We start from the raw sequence: 11,902 nt of genomic DNA, 5'->3' as shown, positions 1-11,902 counted from the left end.
TGCCGTCAGGCCATGTTCACGTACTGCGTGACGAAGGCGGCCACCGCGTCGGCGATGAGCTGCACGGCGATCGCGGCCAGCAGCAGGCCGGCGATCCGGGTCAGCACCTCGATCCCGCCCGGCCGGAGGATCTTCACGATGCCGCCGGAGAAGCGCAGGACGATCCAGACGGCGACCATCACGGCGAGGATCGCCACGGCGATGGCGCTGAACTCTCCCAGCCCGTCGGCCTGCTGGACGAAGAGCATGGTGGCCACGATGGCGCCCGGGCCGGCCAGCAACGGCGTGCCCAGCGGCACCAGCGCGATGTTGGAGGTGACCTGCTGGCTCGGGTCGTCGGCCTTGCCGGTCAGCAGTTCCAGGGCGACGAGCACGAGCAGGAGCCCACCGGCCGCCTGCAACGCCGGAAGGTCCACGTGCAGGTAGTCGAGCAGGGTCTGCCCCGCCACCGCGAAGATCACGATGACGCCGAGCGCCAACGCGACGGCCTGCCAGGCTGCCCGGTTACGGTCGCGGGCGGGCAGCGGGCCGGTCAGCGCCAGGAAGATCGGCATCATGCCCGGCGGGTCGGTGATCACCAGCAGGGTCACGAAAACCTCGCCGAACAGCTTCAGATCCACGTGATCAACCTAGCCGCGCCGCGATGGGCGAAATACCCGGATCAGCCCGAAGCGACCTCGGTCACCCCCTCGGCGACGATCCGCTCGTACGCCTCGACGCTGGTGCTGAAAGCGCCGAGCTGGACGGTCTTGTGGGTGCCGTGAAAATCCGAGGAGCCGGTGACGAGCAGACCCAGCTCGGCGGCGAGCGCCCGCACGTGTTCCCGCTCGGCCGGGCTGTGGTCCTCGTGGTCCGTTTCGAGCCCGGCGAGCCCGGCGGCGGCCAGCTCGGCGATCAGCTCGTCGGGCACCACCCGGCCACGTCGGGTGGCGCGCGGGTGGGCGAAGACCGGCACGCCTCCGGCCTCCAGTACCAGTCGAACGGCCCGGAACACGTCGATGTCCTCCTTGGGCAGCCGGTACCGCTCGCCCAGCCAGTCCGGGCCGAACGCCTCCCGGACGCTGTCGACCAGGCCGGCGCGGATGAGTGCCTGCGCGATGTGCGGACGTCCCACGGTGCCGCCACCCGCGCCGGCCAGGATGTCCGGCCAGTTCACGTCGATGCCGTCAGCCCGCAGGAGGCCGACCATCCGTTCGCCGCGCTCCTCCCGGGCGGCCCGGACCCGCGCCAGCTCGGCCACCAGCTCCGGGTGGTCCGGATCGAACAGGTACGCGAGCAGGTGCAGCGGCACCGCCGGCTGCGCACCGGACCAGCGACACGACAACTCGGCACCCCGGATCAGACGCAGACCTGGCGGCAGCGCGCCCACGGCCGGCGCCCAGCCAGCCGTGGTGTCGTGGTCGGTGATCGCCAGCACGTCCAGCCCGGCGTCGAAGGCCGCGCCGACCAGCTCGGCCGGGGTCAGCGTGCCGTCGCTGGCTGTCGAGTGGGCGTGCAGGTCGATCCGGGGGGCAGGGCCGGTACGCGAGGTCACCGCCCGACGTTACCGAGGAAACAGCGAGCCCGGTTCACATGGGCCACCCGGGGTCAGAAGCCCTGCACCAGGATCGGCCGCTCTCCGGCTGGCACGCCGGGCACCGCAGCGGGGCTGGCGGGCTTTCCCGCCCGCACCTGGCCGACGTCGACCCGGACCAGCTCGCCGGTGCCGTCGAGGTAGGAGGCCTGGGTCCCGTCGCTCCACACGACCGCCCCGGTCATCGGCGGCCCGGCCGCAACGGCGGTCGCCGCCGGCCCGAGCCGCTGCAGGTCGACCAGCAGGGACCGACCGGCGGTGCCGCTCCCACCGTTGACCAGCAGCCAACGGCCGTCCGGCGAGACCCCGCCGACGCCGTCCCGGCTCAGGTCTGGACCGCAGCCGGTGCGTACCGGGTCCAGGCGACGTGTCGGGGCGAGGATGGCGAGGCAGGTCCGGCCCGGATCGGTCGTGGTGACCTGCCCGACGAGCCGCCCGTCGGGCAGCCGCCCGTACACGTTGAGGCTCTTCTGGTCGATGGCCTCGGGCAATGGCCCCGCACCGGGCCGCCAGAGGGTGTGACCGGCGCTGGCCGGGTCGAGCCGGACCAGCACGCTGTCAGCGACGAACCGGACGGGCTCCGCCGCCGCCGGCACCGGGGTGCGCACCGCCCCGATGAGTTGGGTACCGACCACGCCCGCCACCAGGAGATCGTCCCCGTCGCGCCAGGCGACCTGGAGGCTGTCCGGGGCCAGGACGATCGCGCCGGCACCGGCCAGCAGCACCTGCACCAGGCCGTCGTCCTGCACCACCCACAGGGAGCGTCCTGCGGTGCTCGGCGCGCCGACCACCAGCCAACCGCCGCCGCTGGGCAGCGGCTGGACGTGTTCGGCCGGCCCCACGTCGGGCAGCACCAGCCGCCGTCCGTCGGCGTTGACAAGCGTCTCACTGAAGACGAGGGAGGCCGACGTCTTGGGCGAGGGGGCCGAGCCGGGAACGCTGGCCGTCGGGAGCGGCCGGTTGGTCGGGCCCGGGTCGCCGATCACGACGATGGGTGAGCCGTCCCGCCTGGTCTCGGCACCGAGCTGGGCCATGCCGGCGCTGAGCAGCACTGTGGTGACCGCCGCGAGGGCGAGGCCGGCGGCGTTGCGTCGACGCCGGATCCGATTCGCGCGGCGGATGGCCTGACCGGCCGGATCGACGCTCAGTGGGCGGGCAACGGCGACCTGGTGCGAGAGTGTCTCCCGCACCGCACCTTCCAGCTCGTCAGGCCGCACCTGGTATGAACGCTGCGGGCCGTCCGTCAGGTTGTCGCGCCCGCCCGGGAACTGACTCACTGCTGTTCCCCGGAGCCCGTGCCGACGGGCACGGCCGCCGGGGCGGTGGGTAGTACGACCTGCTGGCTGATCGCACGCGGCACGGCGGCGCGGGGAGCGGCCGGTCGGGGCACGGGTCGGCCAGCCGCCCGTTCGGGACGGGGTGTGGCAGCGGCACCGGTGGCCGGGACTCGCCCGGTCCGGGAACCCGAGCCCGTCGTCCGGCCGGCGGCACCGGTTGCGGCCCCTGCACCGGCGGGAGCGACCGACCGGCCGGCGATGCCGGCGGCGGCTGCGAGCTCCGGTGCGTCCGCGCCCAGTCGCCGACGGAGCGTGGCGAGCGCCCGGGACGCCTGGCTCTTCACCGTGCCCGGTGAGATGTCCAGCATCGCGGCGGTCTGCGCCTCCGACATGTCCTCGTAGTAGCGCAGCACCAGCACTGCCCGCTGCCGGTTGGGCAACTCCCGGAGGTGCCGCCAGAGCAGGTCACGGTCAAGTTGCTGCTCGATCTCGTCGACGCCGGCCCGTTCGGGCAGGACCTCGGTCGGGCGTTCGCCGTGCCAGCGCCGCCGCCACCAACTGGTCGACGTGTTGACCATCACACGCCGGGCGTACGGCTCGACCGCCTCGATGCCGCCGAGCCGCTTCCACGCGAGGTAGGTCTTGGTCAGCGCCGTCTGGAGCAGATCCTCGGCCGTGGCCCAGTCGCCGGTGAGCAGATAAGCGGTGCGTAGGAGCGCGGCAGAGCGGGCCGCGACGAACTCGCGGAACTGCTCCTCCAACGAGTCCTTGCTCGCCACCGCCCACCTCCACACCCCTGCCGTCCTGGCAGAGTGCCACGTCAGGGGCGCTCTGGTCCATGACGAAAGGTGCGCACTTGCTCCGATGTTCGGTCGAAAACCTTCACGCCCCGTCGTCGGCCTTGGCCTCGTCGGCCTCCTTGCCGAGCCGCGCCTCGACGGCCTGAGGCTCGTACATCTCCTCGACGACGCGCAGGTAGAGCTCGTTCGGGTTGGGCAGATTCTTGATCTCGCGGAGCGCCTGCTCCTGGCCGGCGGACTCCAGCACGAAGGTGCCGTAGTTGAGCGCTCGGCCGGTCGGAGTCTGCTCGTACTTCATGTCGGTGACCCGGACCAGCGGCATCATCGCCACCTTGCGGGTGACGATGCCGTTGACCACCATGACCCGCTTGTTCGTCAGGATGAACCGGTCATACCACCAGTCGGCGACCTTCCACGCCACCCAGCCCATGACCGCGAACCACAGCAGCACGGCGATGGTGGTCAACGCGCCGACGTCCTGGCCGGCGAGGAAGCCGGATAGGTAGCCGAGCACGAAGGTCGCCGCGACGCCGATCAACAGCGGGTTGGTGAGGTGGATCCAGTGTCGCTTCCACTCGCCCCGGTAGCGCTCGGTGGGGAAGAGGTAGCGAGCCACCAGCGAACTGGGCTCGTCTTCCAGGGGCAGCACCCGCCGAGGGGTCGAGCCGGTCGCGTCGGCGCGCAACCCGGCCAGCTCGTCCTCGGAGATCTGCGGTGGCTGGTAGCTGGCCTCCGGATCACGGATCCACCCCCGACCGGAACGACCCTGACCGGCGTAGCCGGGCCCGTCGCCGTAGCCGACGTCGTCCGAAAGGGACGGACCGTCGGACAGGCCGGGACCGGCCCCGTAGCCCGGGCCGTCATCAGGCCCGATCCGCGGGATCGGCTCGGTGTCTCGCTCGCGACGTTCCCGGTCGGGGTCGTCCGGGTCGAAGGGTGGACCGGAGGGGCTGCCCATCGGCGGCTAGGCGACGAGGCTGGTGAAGAAGTCGCCAAACCCCTGGGCGATATCCATGATCCCGCCGCCGAGCGACTTGAACACGTCCGCCGCAGAGTTTGGCCGGTAGGCGACGAAGAAGATCAAGAATGCGATTCCGGCCCAGGTGAGGACCTTCTTGACCATGGCGGGCCATCCTCTCGCGCGGCGCCGGGTCCCATTACCGCAGCGGCACCCAGAGTATCAGTGTGGTGTCGTACAGTGAATATCTGCGTCCGTTCTCCGTCAATCCGGAAGAGTTGTCAAGCTCTACCAGGTAGATACGGGGACGGTGCGCCGTACACGAGTTCGGGCGGAGTCCACTCGGTCAGGTCGTGTAGCACGACGTCTTCCGCGAGCAGGTGACCCGCACTCGCCGGCCAGGCTATCGCATGGAGCCACATTCCCCGAGCCTCGCCGGCGTACGCGCTTCGATCCGTTGGTGAATTCACCAACCACAGTGGAGTAGGGTGCCCGCCGACCTTGATCTTCGCCTGTCCGACGTGGTCAGGGTGACCCGACCCCGGGTCGGTCAACGCGTCCACCAACTCCGGTCCCGGATCCGGGCCGGTCAGACCGGCGAGCCGGGTGCCCAGGCCGACACCGGGTTCCTCGGCCACGAAGACCAGATCGGCCGGACCACCACCGAGCGGTGCCGGGCCCGCGCAGGCCACCACTGTCGCCCGCACGCCCGTCCGGTCGTCCCCGGCGTACGCCACGCCGGTGAGTGTCCAACCGGGCGGCAGCGGCCACGGGCACCACAACGGCGTCACCGGCGGATCGCCGGTCGCGGTGATCCGTTCCACCACGCTCGCCACGATGTCCGCTCCGATGTGCTCGGGCACGTGCAACGGCGGCACCGGGCCGCAGCGCACACACCTCGAGTCGGTGTTCATCAGATCCGGCGCCCTTACCGGGCCCCCGCATCTCGGACAACTCACCGCGACACTCACATCCCCACCGTCTCCCTGGACCGCCGGCACGTCAAGCCGGAACGTCCGATTCGGCACCGTACGGGGGTCAGTCCGGTGGCGAACCGGCGTGCGCACGGATCCAGGCGTGCATGGCGATTCCGCTGGCCACGCCCGCGTTGATCGACCTCGTCGAGCCGTACTGGGCGATGGAGTAGAGCTGGTCGCAGGCGGCACGGGCCGGCGCGGAGAGGCCGGGCCCCTCCTGACCGAACAGCAGCACGCAGTCCCGCGGCAGGGTGCCGGTCTCCAGCGGACGCGACCCGGGCAGGTTGTCGATGCCGAACACCGGCAGCTGCCGCTCGGCCGCCCAGGCGACGAACTCCTCGATCGTCTCGTGGTGTCGTACGTGCTGGTACCGATCCGTCACCATCGCGCCGCGCCGGTTCCACCGTCGCCGTCCGACGATGTGCACCTCGGCGGCGTTGAACGCGTTGGCGTTGCGCACCACAGTGCCGATGTTGAAGTCGTGCTGCCAGTTCTCGATCGCGACGTGGAAGCCGTGCCGGTGCCGGTCCAGGTCGGCGACGATCGCCTCGTGCCGCCAGTAGCGGTAGCGGTCGACGACGTTGCGCCGGTCCCCCTCCGCCAGCAGTTGCCTGTCGTAACGGGGGTCGTCCGGTGGGTCCCCCGGCCAGGGGCCCACGCCCACCTCAAGCTGGTCGTCGGTCACGGTCATCAGAGGGTACGGACCGCGTCGGCGTCGGCCGCGACGACCTGCCGGTCAGCCCAGGTCGAGGGCGGCACCGAGCCGGTCCAGGAAGCGCCGGTCCGCCGGGCTGGCCGGTGGGTCCGCCCGGCGTGCGCCGGCGCCGGGCACCGCGCGACAGACCCGGGCCGCGACCGACTGCACCCACTGCCGGTACGCGGCCGAGTCGGCGGGGTCGGCCCGCCGCCGGAGGACCCGGCTCGCCGCCCGACAGGCGGCCAGCAGGTCCACCAGGTCGGTGAGCCGCTCAGCGGGTTGCGAGGTGCCGTCGTGGCGGGCGTAGATCGTGGCGACCACCGCGCGGACCAGGTCGCTGTCGGAGGCCCGGCCCGCGGCCACGGCATCCAGGCCGGCCAGGCCGGCCATCACGCCACGCTCCGTCCGGCCAGGACCGGGAGCCGCGGCGGCAACGAGAACCCGACCGGGCAGGCCGGTGAGCAGATCCCACTCAGCGGCGGAGTAGACAGCGGTGGTCAACGGTGCGGCTCGGCGGCCGGCAGAGGACGGCTCTCCCGCTACGGAGTGGCTCATCGGAACCTCCGGCGTCAGCATATGCCCCGCGACGGGCACAGGGCCCCTTCCCCAGCAGACCCGCGGTGGGGAAGGAGCCCGGTGTTCGTCGACGGTCGAGCCCGCCGCGACTGTCAGCGCGGCTCGGGGAAGCTGGGCCGCTCCGGATCCACTCCGTCGGGCACCGCAGCGGCCGCGTACTCCCGCTTGGGGACCATGACCTTGCGCCGGAAGACGCAGACCATCGTGCCGTCCTGGTTGTAGCCGCGGGTCTCCACCGACACCACGCCCCGGTCGGGTTTCGAGCCGGACTCGCGCTTGTCCAGCACCGTGGTCTCGCCGTAGATGGTGTCGCCGTGGAAGGTCGGCGCGACGTGCCGCAGCGACTCGACTTCCAGGTTGGCGATCGCCTTGCCACTCACATCGGGCACGGACATGCCGAGCAGCAGCGAGTAGATGTAGTTGCCGACCACGACGTTGCGCTTGAACTGGCTCGCCGTCGCGGCGTAGTGCGCGTCCATGTGCAGCGGGTGGTGGTTCATGGTGAGCAGGCAGAAGAGGTGGTCGTCGTACTCGGTGACGGTCTTGCCCGGCCAGTGCCGGTAGACCGCGCCGACCTCGAACTCCTCGTAGTAGCGACCGAACTGCATGCTGGTCCCTTCGACGGGCGGCGATGGAGTTCGGCACAGCATGCCTTACCGATGGTTAAGGCAACCGGCGGGGCGCGACGGCGGCGGAAATGTCACACCGGTCACTCGCCTGGGGGGAGACGCAATGAGCGGCGGGGCCCTCCCCGGCACCCGCCGCCCACGCTCTGATGTGAGGAATTCTGCCCTACGCCTGCGTAGGTTCAACAGAGATCGCGGTCACATTTATCTTTTTGTAACACTACTGAGCGTGACTAACCGGAGGTTGATCAGCGATCTCCGCAGGCCGGATACCTCCTTGTCAAGGCCCAAGTTACCGATTCGTAGTGCTCAATCGCGTGGATCTCCCTGGAAACGCTCCCATTACCGCAGGTCACGCAAGTGCGTCATGCACTTGCGTTCCGCAGGTCGGGTGTGAACAGATGCCCATCGATGACCCGCAGCACCCCCCGGCAGCCCCGGGCACGTTTCGCACCCCACCGCCCGGGAATTCGATACGGTCAGCCCTGGTTCTACGGGACGTAGATAAACCGCGGTGATCGGAGAGTGCAATGGCAACCGTTGAGCTGACCTCGGCGAACTTCGACGAGGTGACCGGCAACGACGGCATCGTCCTGGTCGACTTCTGGGCCGACTGGTGTGGTCCGTGCAAGCGGTTCGCCCCGGTCTACGAGCGCTCCTCGGAGAAGCACCAGAACATCGTCTTCGGCAAGGTCGACACGGAAGCTCAGCAGGAGCTGGGCGCGAAGTTCGACATTCGCTCGATCCCGACGATCATGGCGATCCGTGACGGCGTCATCGTCTTCGCCCAGCCGGGTGCCCTTCCCGAGTCCGCGCTGGAGAACCTGATCGAGCAGGTCGAGGCGCTGGACATGGACGACGTCCGCAAGCAGTTGGCCGAGCACAAGCACTGAGTCGTCCCCACGACGACACGCGAGGCCGGGCCCGATGCGGGCCCGGCCTTCGTCGTACCCCCACCAACTCCCGCATGATCACCTGCCTGGTCAGGCCGAACTGGCCGTCGGAGGGACCCGACGCCGTCGGTACATCCCGTATCGTCACGACCCGATGGAGAACCTGACCACCCGCGGACGCGCGACCCGGCTGGGCGCGACCGCACTGGGCCTCGTCCTGCTCGTCGTCGGCACCTTCTGGGGCAGCGACGACGACTTCCCGTTCGGCCCGTTCCGGATGTACTCCACCTCCAACCCGCCGAACGCACCCGCACCCGACACCCGTGTCGAGGGGGTGAACAGCTCCGGGGCGGTGGTCGACCTCGACCAGAACGCGACAGGCATCCGCCGCGCCGAGATCGAAGGTCAGCAGGCCCGATACGCCGCCGACCCGACGCTGCTCACCGAGGTCGCCGACGCGTACGCCGAACGCCACCCGGACGCCCCCGCGCTGGTCGAGGTCCGCATCGTCATCCGTTGGCACGGCATCCGCGCCGGCCGACCGACCGGTCAACACACCGATCAGACCGTCGTCCGCTGGCAGGCCACCCGATGAACCGCTGGCTGACCGAGGCCGTACCCCGGGGCCGGGTGGCCGCCTTCCGCACCCTGATCTACCTGTTCGTTGCCGCCGATCTGGTGATCTTCACCCCCTGGGTACGCACCCGGGTCAGCGTGCCCGGCGACCTGTACCAGCCACTCCTGATCGGCCGCCTTCTCCCACTGCCGACGCCAACCGAGACGCTGGTGACGGTGATCTTCTGGGCGTTGCTGCTGCTCGCCCTCCTCGCCGCCACCGGACGAGCGCCCCGGCTGCTCGGCTGGGCGGTGTGCGCGCTGTACCTGGAGTGGATGATCATCGCGATGAGCTACGGGAAGGTCGACCACGACCGGTTCGGGCTGCTCGTCGCACTGGCCGTGCTGCCCACCGCCGGTCGCGCCCGACACGGCGACACCATCCGCACCGAGGCCGGCGGCTGGACGCTACGCGTCACCCAGATCGCGGTGATCTGCACGTACTTCCTGGCCGCCTTCGCCAAGCTGCGCTTCGGCGGGCTGGACTGGCTGACCGGCTCGGTCCTGGCCCGCGCGATCATCCGGCGCGGCACCGACCTGGCGGACCTCATCGCCCAGGTGCCGTACCTGCTGATCGTCGCCCAGTTCGGCATCGTGGCGTTCGAGCTGCTGAGCCCGATGGTCTTCCTGCTGCCACCCCGCTGGCGACTCGCCATGGTCGGCTTCTTCTACTCGTTCCACGCGGTCACCATCGCGACCATCACGATCTCGTTCGCGCCACACCTGGCCGCGATGACCAGCTTCCTACCGCTGGAGCGGGTGCGCCCGCTGGTCTGGGCACGCCGACTGACCGGCCGCAGCCCTTCCGAGGCGGCGACGACGGATGCCCCGCAACCGCGCCCGGCCGAGGTCGACCCGGTGCCGGCCGACCAGGGCCCGGTGACAGCCGGCGCGGGGCCGGCGCTCGACGATCAGGCCCCGGTGGTCGGGCGACCGGTCGGGCCGTAGAGCCGCTCCCGGGCCTCCTGGGGCAGGGAGCAGGCCGCCGTGCCACCGGGAAGCCGGTGCCGGTTGCGCGCCACCCAGCGGTACAACGGCCAGGCCGCGACGCGTACCGGAGGAATCCGCAGGCCGGCGCCGGCGATCCGCCAGAGCGGACCACTCGCGGCGAGCAGCTTCGCGATGGCGTCCGGACCGGCCGCGCGGGAGCCGTCCGCGCCGACCCACTGCACGGCCTCCTCGCACTCGGCCACGGTGAGGCCGAGCGCTTCCAGGTCGGCGAACTGCCAGGGCACCACCCGCGCGGCGGTGGGGATGCGGCGCTCGATGAACTCCGCACAGCTCGTGCAGAACGCGCAGTCCCCGTCGTAGACGAAGGTCGACGTCTCCATGGCGTCCATCCTCCCCTCTCCGACCACCCGGACGCCCACCGGTGTACGGCGGGTCACTTGCGCTCACCTCGTACACGTGTTCGAATAGTGCCCATGCGCTGGGACAACCTCACCGCTCCCCCGGTCGAGGGAGACCCCGAGCGGGCAGCGCCAGCGACGCCACCCCTGCCGCTGGCGCTGCCCGGCGCCGTCGCCCGCACCTTCGACACCCCCGAGTTCGCCGGGATGACCTTCTACGAGGTGCAGGCCAAGTCCATCCTCAACCGGGTGCCCGGGGAGTCCCGCGTCCCGTTCGAGTGGACGATCAACCCGTACCGAGGCTGCTCCCATGCCTGCACTTACTGTTTCGCGAGAAATACTCACACCTATCTCGATCTCGATGCCGGTGCCGACTTCGACCGGAAGGTGATCGTCAAGGTCAACGCCGGTGAGCTGGTCCGGCGGGAGCTGGCCGCGCCGCGCTGGCGGGGCGCGCACGTGGCGATGGGCACCAACGTGGACTGCTACCAGCGCGCCGAGGGCCGTTACCGGCTGATGCCGCAGATCATCGGTGCCCTGCGAGACTTCGCCAACCCGTTCTCGATCCTCACCAAGGGCACGCTGATCCTGCGCGACCTGCCGCTGCTGCGCGAGGCCGCCGAGGTGGCCACCGTGGGCATCTCCTTCTCGGTGGGGTTCGTCGACGAGCACCTCTGGCGCACCGTCGAGCCGGGCACGCCGCACCCACGCCGCCGGCTCGACGCCGTCCGGGCGCTCGCCGACGCCGGCTTCTCCGTCGGCGTGCTGATGGCCCCGATCCTGCCCGGCCTCAGCGACAGCGACGAGTCGATCGACGCCACCGTCTCGGCGATCGCCGCCGCCGGTGCGACGAGCGTGACCGCACTGCCCCTGCACCTGCGTCCCGGCGCCCGGGAGTGGTACGCGCACTGGCTCGCCCGCGAGCACCCGCACCTCGTCCCCCGCTACCGCGAGCTCTACCGGGCCGGTGCGTACGCCCCACAGGCGTACCAGCGGGAGTTGACCGCACGGGTGCGGATCGCCGCCCGTCGGCACGGGCTGCACCGCGGGGAACGGGGCGACAACCGCAGCCTGCCCGAGCCGCCGCCACCGTCGGCGGCCGAGCAGCTGACGCTGCTCTAGTCGGAGCTACAGTCGGCGGGTGCGTACCGCTCAGCAGATCCTCGCCGATTCCGCCGTGATCGCCGTCGTGGGCGCGTCCCGCGACCCGTTCAAGGCCGCGCACGGCGTGCCGTTGCAGATGCAGCAGTACGGCTGGCGCATCATCCCGGTCAACCCGACGGTCGACGAACTGTTCGGGGAACGGGCCTACAGGACCCTCGCCGACATTCCGCACCCCGTCGACCTGGTGGACGTGTTCCGACCGGCGGCCGACGCCGTGCAGGTGGTCCGGGACGCGGCGGCGATCGGCGCCCCCGCGGTCTGGCTCCAACTGGGCATCGTCTCGGCCGAGGCGCGGCGGATCGCCGAGGAGGCCGGCATGGACTACGTCGAGGACCGCTGCCTCATCGTCGAACGCGCCGCCGCCAACCTGACCCGCCTGACCTGACCCTCGCGGGGC

16 protein-coding genes are annotated in these 11,902 nt (G+C 70.9%); 5 read left to right on the top strand and 11 right to left on the bottom strand.

From position 1 onward, the window contains the following. Positions 1-5 precede the first annotated feature (5 nt). The 10 genes from MED15_RS12170 to MED15_RS12130 all read right to left on the bottom strand — a co-directional run bounded on the left by MED15_RS12170 (position 6) and on the right by MED15_RS12130 (position 7,466). Complete coding sequence (locus MED15_RS12170) at positions 6-620, bottom strand: MarC family protein (RefSeq protein ID WP_091394729.1); 615 nt, start codon at positions 618-620, stop codon at positions 6-8. Positions 621-661: 41 nt separating this feature from the next. Beyond that, a complete protein-coding gene (locus MED15_RS12165; protein WP_112725964.1) occupies positions 662-1,534 on the bottom strand; it encodes a PHP domain-containing protein in 873 nt (290 codons plus the stop codon). A 53-nt stretch (positions 1,535-1,587) separates the two neighbouring features. After that, positions 1,588-2,850, bottom strand: a complete 1,263-nt coding sequence (locus tag MED15_RS12160; RefSeq protein ID WP_112725963.1) for a hypothetical protein — start codon at positions 2,848-2,850, stop codon at positions 1,588-1,590. After that, the gene (locus MED15_RS12155) at positions 2,847-3,629 is read right to left on the bottom strand and encodes a SigE family RNA polymerase sigma factor (protein ID WP_112725962.1); all 783 of its coding nucleotides are present in this window, start codon (positions 3,627-3,629) and stop codon (positions 2,847-2,849) included. The genes MED15_RS12160 and MED15_RS12155 overlap by 4 nt, the downstream gene beginning before the upstream one ends. A gap of 103 nt (positions 3,630-3,732) precedes the next feature. Further along, positions 3,733-4,608 (bottom strand): PH domain-containing protein, encoded by an 876-nt coding sequence (locus tag MED15_RS12150; RefSeq protein ID WP_088951386.1) that lies wholly within the window; start codon positions 4,606-4,608, stop codon positions 3,733-3,735. Positions 4,609-4,614: 6 nt separating this feature from the next. Beyond that, a complete protein-coding gene (locus tag MED15_RS33440; protein ID WP_007455302.1) occupies positions 4,615-4,773 on the bottom strand; it encodes a hypothetical protein in 159 nt (52 codons plus the stop codon). A gap of 116 nt (positions 4,774-4,889) precedes the next feature. After that, a complete protein-coding gene (locus tag MED15_RS12145) occupies positions 4,890-5,567 on the bottom strand; it encodes a DUF6758 family protein (RefSeq protein ID WP_341866340.1) in 678 nt (225 codons plus the stop codon). Positions 5,568-5,646: 79 nt separating this feature from the next. Beyond that, a complete protein-coding gene (locus MED15_RS12140; RefSeq protein WP_112581851.1) occupies positions 5,647-6,270 on the bottom strand; it encodes a TrmH family RNA methyltransferase in 624 nt (207 codons plus the stop codon). A 51-nt stretch (positions 6,271-6,321) separates the two neighbouring features. Next, a complete protein-coding gene (locus tag MED15_RS12135; protein WP_181518623.1) occupies positions 6,322-6,858 on the bottom strand; it encodes a hypothetical protein in 537 nt (178 codons plus the stop codon). Between the two features lie 92 nt (positions 6,859-6,950). Then, complete coding sequence (locus MED15_RS12130) at positions 6,951-7,466, bottom strand: MaoC family dehydratase (RefSeq protein WP_030486570.1); 516 nt, start codon at positions 7,464-7,466, stop codon at positions 6,951-6,953. A 548-nt stretch (positions 7,467-8,014) separates the two neighbouring features. Here MED15_RS12130 and trxA point away from each other — a divergent pair. The 3 genes from trxA to MED15_RS12115 all read left to right on the top strand — a co-directional run bounded on the left by trxA (position 8,015) and on the right by MED15_RS12115 (position 9,940). Continuing rightward, entirely contained in the window at positions 8,015-8,377 is a 363-nt protein-coding gene (trxA, locus tag MED15_RS12125) for a thioredoxin (protein WP_074316526.1), read from the top strand. 154 nt (positions 8,378-8,531) lie between these two features. Continuing rightward, complete coding sequence (locus tag MED15_RS12120) at positions 8,532-8,972, top strand: hypothetical protein (protein ID WP_112604099.1); 441 nt, start codon at positions 8,532-8,534, stop codon at positions 8,970-8,972. Next, positions 8,969-9,940 (top strand): HTTM domain-containing protein, encoded by a 972-nt coding sequence (locus tag MED15_RS12115; RefSeq protein WP_112735642.1) that lies wholly within the window; start codon positions 8,969-8,971, stop codon positions 9,938-9,940. The genes MED15_RS12120 and MED15_RS12115 overlap by 4 nt, the downstream gene beginning before the upstream one ends. Here MED15_RS12115 and MED15_RS12110 read toward each other — a convergent pair. Continuing rightward, the gene (locus MED15_RS12110) at positions 9,904-10,323 is read right to left on the bottom strand and encodes a thiol-disulfide oxidoreductase DCC family protein (protein ID WP_112698656.1); all 420 of its coding nucleotides are present in this window, start codon (positions 10,321-10,323) and stop codon (positions 9,904-9,906) included. The genes MED15_RS12115 and MED15_RS12110 overlap by 37 nt on opposite strands. Positions 10,324-10,416: 93 nt before the next feature. On the opposite strand from MED15_RS12110, the gene MED15_RS12105 reads away from it, so the two are divergent. Both MED15_RS12105 and MED15_RS12100 read left to right on the top strand, forming a co-directional pair. Then, on the top strand, positions 10,417-11,463 hold the full coding sequence (locus tag MED15_RS12105) for an Rv2578c family radical SAM protein (protein ID WP_112735640.1): 1,047 nt from the start codon (positions 10,417-10,419) through the stop codon (positions 11,461-11,463). 19 nt (positions 11,464-11,482) lie between these two features. Continuing rightward, positions 11,483-11,890: a CoA-binding protein gene (locus MED15_RS12100; protein WP_112581672.1), complete on the top strand. Its 408-nt coding sequence runs from the start codon at positions 11,483-11,485 to the stop codon at positions 11,888-11,890. Positions 11,891-11,902 lie beyond the last annotated feature (12 nt).

The organism is Micromonospora noduli (assembly GCF_003264475.1).
In the GTDB taxonomy this organism is placed as follows: Bacteria; Actinomycetota; Actinomycetes; order Mycobacteriales; family Micromonosporaceae; genus Micromonospora; species Micromonospora noduli.
The sequence above is the reverse complement of the archived record's forward strand: the minus strand, read 5'-3'. Positions and strand labels throughout refer to the sequence as shown.

Bases quoted from the DNA above. Each gene is read 5' to 3' on its own strand.
- MED15_RS12110 (WP_112698656.1), bottom strand. From the start codon at position 10,323: ATGGAGACGTCGACCTTCGTCTACGACGGGGACTGCGCGTTCTGCACG.
- trxA (WP_074316526.1), top strand. From the start codon at position 8,015: ATGGCAACCGTTGAGCTGACCTCGGCGAACTTCGACGAGGTGACCGGC.
- MED15_RS12105 (WP_112735640.1), top strand. From the start codon at position 10,417: ATGCGCTGGGACAACCTCACCGCTCCCCCGGTCGAGGGAGACCCCGAG.
- MED15_RS12150 (WP_088951386.1), bottom strand. From the start codon at position 4,608: ATGGGCAGCCCCTCCGGTCCACCCTTCGACCCGGACGACCCCGACCGG.
- MED15_RS12120 (WP_112604099.1), top strand. From the start codon at position 8,532: ATGGAGAACCTGACCACCCGCGGACGCGCGACCCGGCTGGGCGCGACC.
- MED15_RS12115 (WP_112735642.1), top strand. From the start codon at position 8,969: ATGAACCGCTGGCTGACCGAGGCCGTACCCCGGGGCCGGGTGGCCGCC.
- MED15_RS12130 (WP_030486570.1), bottom strand. From the start codon at position 7,466: ATGCAGTTCGGTCGCTACTACGAGGAGTTCGAGGTCGGCGCGGTCTAC.
- MED15_RS33440 (WP_007455302.1), bottom strand. From the start codon at position 4,773: ATGGTCAAGAAGGTCCTCACCTGGGCCGGAATCGCATTCTTGATCTTC.
- MED15_RS12135 (WP_181518623.1), bottom strand. From the start codon at position 6,858: ATGCTGACGCCGGAGGTTCCGATGAGCCACTCCGTAGCGGGAGAGCCG.